Annotated in this window: 2 protein-coding genes; both read right to left on the minus strand. The window is 71.7% G+C overall.

Features of this window, described 5'->3' with window-relative positions:
* The coding region (locus IE271_RS40800; RefSeq protein WP_190195464.1) for a beta-ketoacyl synthase N-terminal-like domain-containing protein at positions 1–904 on the minus strand (904 nt) is incomplete at its 3' end.
* A gap of 154 nt (positions 905–1,058) precedes the next feature.
* Positions 1,059–1,701 (minus strand): phosphopantetheine-binding protein (locus tag IE271_RS40805; protein WP_229919985.1); only part of this gene is annotated, 643 nt, incomplete at its 5' end.

The raw sequence follows: 1,701 nt of genomic DNA on the forward strand, positions 1-1,701 counted from the left end.
GATTCACCGCCGAACCCCGCACCACCGCCAACACCTCATGCCCAAGACGCCGGGCGTCCGACAACCGCTCCAACACCACCACACCCACACCCTCGGCGAGTGCCGTGCCGTCGGCGGTGTCCGCGAACGCCTTGCACCGGCCGTCCCGGGCGAGACCGCGCTGGCGGGCGAAGTCGACGAACACCTCCGGGGTGGCCATGACCGCGACGCCGCCGGCCAGGGCGAGCGTGCACTCACCGCCGCGCAGCGCCCGCACCGCCAGGTGCAGCGCGACCAGCGACGACGAGCACGCCGTGTCGACGGTCATCGAAGGCCCTTCGAGCCCGAGCGAGTACGAGATGCGGCCGGACGTCACCGAGCCGGAGTTCCCGATGCCGAAGTAGCCCTCCAATCCCTCGGGGAGGTTGAGCACGTGGTGGGCGTAGTCGTGGTACATCAGGCCGGCATAGACCCCCACCTGCTGTCCGCTCAGCGACGTCGGGGCGATGCCCGCGCGTTCCAGGGCCTCCCAGGAGGTCTCCAGCAGCAGCCGCTGCTGCGGGTCGATCGCCAGGGCCTCGCGAGGGGAGATCCCGAACAGGGCCGGGTCGAAGGCACCTGGGTCGTCCAGGAAGCCGCCCTCCCGCGCGTAGGTCTTGCCGGTGGCATCCGGATCCGGGTCGTAGAGGTCGTCCACGTCCCAGCCCCGGTCGCGGGGGAAGGACGCCATGGCGTCCTTCCCCTCGTCGACCAGGCGCCACAGGTCGTCCGGCGAGCCGACACCGCCCGGCAGCCGGCACGCCATGCCGACGATCGCGACGGGTTCGGTGCGGCGGGCCTCGACGTCGCGCAGCCGACGTCGGGTCTGCTGCAGATCGGCAGTCACCCGCTTGAGGTAGTCACGCAGCTTGTCGTCGTTCGACATGGGTTTTCCGCATCCCGTCGTCAGTCGGTTGTCTGGCGTCAGTCGGTCGTCACGAGTGGTCGGTCGCTCGCCGCCGGCCTCGGTGACCGGCCGTGGCATGAGAAGGGTGGCCGACGGCGACCGGCCGGCGCTGCCGACCGGTCACCGGGTGCCGTCAGTGCAGACCGAGTTCGTTGTCGATCAGGTCGAACAACTCGTCGTCGGACGCGGCGTCCAGCGAGACACCGTCCGTCTCCTCCGCCGCTCCCGTCCATCGGGCGGCGAGGGCCTCCAGTCGGCTCACGACCTGTGCCCGCAGTTCGTCCGGGACTTCGGCGGAATCACTCAGCGCCTGTTCCAGCCGGTCGAGTTCGAGCAGCGCGGGCGGCGCGGAGAGGGTCGCGTCCGCCAGGCCGAGCCGGTCCCGCAGGTGCTGGGCGACCGCGGCCGGGGTGGGGTGGTCGAAGACGAGGGTCGCGGACAGCCGTACCCCTGTTGTCTCGGTGAGGCTGTTGCGGATCCGCAGTGCCGTCAGCGAGTCGAAGCCCACCTCCTTGAACGTCTGGGTGGCCTTGACCGTCTCGTCCACGCTCTGCCCGAGCACACTCGCGGCACTGCCACGCACCACGTCCACCAGGAGCCGGAGCTGTTCGTCCGCGTCGACGGCGGCGAGCCTGCGGAGCAGTGCCTCGTGTCCGTCGACGCTCTGCGCGCCGGCCGCCGTGCGGCGTGGCGGGCGGACCAGTCCGCGCAGCAGCGGGTTGAGTTCCCCCTCGGCCGCCCGGGCCCGCAGCACGCCCCAGTCCAGCCGGGTCGGC

Source organism: Streptomyces minutiscleroticus, assembly GCF_014650875.1.
GTDB lineage: Bacteria > Actinomycetota > Actinomycetes > Streptomycetales > Streptomycetaceae > Streptomyces > Streptomyces minutiscleroticus.